Origin of the sequence: Methylobacterium sp. WL116, from assembly GCF_008039455.1 — a bacterium.
GTDB lineage: Bacteria > Pseudomonadota > Alphaproteobacteria > Rhizobiales > Beijerinckiaceae > Methylobacterium.
Map to the genome: position 1 here is coordinate 1 of NZ_VRUV01000781.1, position 1,538 is coordinate 1,538.

Genomic DNA, 1,538 nt, shown 5'->3' on the forward strand with positions numbered 1-1,538 from the left:
GATGATCGGCCGCGACCGCGGGGAGGGGACGGACGAGGACTGGCGGGCGCTTGCCGGCCACTTCGCCGAGGCGCAGCTGCGCCTGCTCCACGACGCGGCCGCCGCATGAGCGCCGCGCCCGAGCACCTGGTCTTCGTCACCGGCAAGCTCGCCCGCGCCCGGCTGGAGAAGGTCGCGAGCGCCCTGCCCCCGGAGCGGTTCGCCTGGAGCATCGCCGATTCCGGGGTGAAGGTCGCCGCGCTGATGACCGAGGAGATCATCAAGCGCCGCGTCACCCTCCCCGAGGGCGCCACCCGCATCATCCTGCCCGGGCGCTGCCGGGCGAACCCGGAGGCGTTGGCCGCGCATTTCGGCCTGCCGGTCGAGCGCGGCCCCGACGAGATCGTCGACCTGCCGGCCCATCTCGGGCTCGCCGGCCGCAAGGTCGACCTGTCGCGCCACGACCTGCGCATCTTCTCCGAGATCGTCGACGCCTCGAAGATGACGGCCGCCGAGGTGGTGGCCAAGGGCCTGGACCTGGCGCGCCGGGGCGCCGACGTGATCGACCTCGGCGGCCTGCCGGACACCGATTTCCCGCATCTCGAGGATTGCGTGCGCGGGCTGAAGGCGCAGGGCCTCAAGGTCAGCGTCGATTCCTTCTCGATCGACGAGCTGCGCCGGGGTGCGGCCGCCGGGGCCGACTTCCTGCTCAGCCTCAACGAGGAGACGCTGGACCTCGCCTTCGAGACGGATGCGGTGCCGATCCTGGTGCCGATGCGGCCCGACGACCTGCCCTCCCTCGACCGCGCGATCGCGCGGATGGTGGAGGCGGGGCGCCCGTTCATCGCCGACCCGATCCTCGAGCCGATCCATTTCGGCTTCGTCGACTCGATCGCGCGCTACCGTGCCACCCGCGCGCGCTGGCCCGACATCGCGATGATGATGGGCACCGGCAACCTCACGGAGCTGACGGAGGCCGACAGCCTCGGGATCACCGCGCTCCTCGTCGGGATGTGCTCGGAGCTGTCGATCGGCAACGTCCTGATCGTGCAGGTCTCGAACCACACCCGCCGCACGGTCGAGGAACACGATGCCGCGAGGCGGGTGATGTTCGCGGCCAAGGCCGACGCCGCGCTGCCGAAGGGCTACGGCCGGGCACTTCTGGCACTTCACGACAAGCGTCCCTTCGTGCAAACGCCCGACGAGATCGCGGCCCTGGCGGCGCAGGTCCGCGACCCGAACTACCGGATCGCGGTCGCCGAGGACGGGATCCACCTCTACAACCGCGACGTCCACAAGGTCGGCACCGACGCGATGGCCTTCTTCACCGACCTCGACGTCGCCAGCGACGGCGCCCACGCGTTCTACCTCGGGGGCGAGCTGACCAAGGCCGAGACCGCGTGGCGCTTAGGCAAGCGCTACGTGCAGGACGAGCCGCTCGACTGGGCCTGCGCCGCCGACGCCGAGGTCGAGGACACCACCGCCTTCAAGAAGGCCGGCCATACCAAGCATTCCGGCCCGGACGCGCCGCAGGGCGCGCGCGACGCGCAGGTTCCGGC

1 protein-coding gene and 1 pseudogene are annotated in these 1,538 nt (G+C 71.5%); both read left to right on the forward strand.

The window, feature by feature from the left end; all coding sequences use genetic code 11:
* Positions 1–103 (forward strand): annotated as a pseudogene (locus FV223_RS32185) (H4MPT-linked C1 transfer pathway protein); the annotation flags it as partial.
* A gap of 2 nt (positions 104–105) precedes the next feature.
* Positions 106–1,538: DUF6513 domain-containing protein (locus FV223_RS27280; protein ID WP_147729827.1), on the forward strand; the 1,433-nt coding region annotated here is incomplete at its 3' end.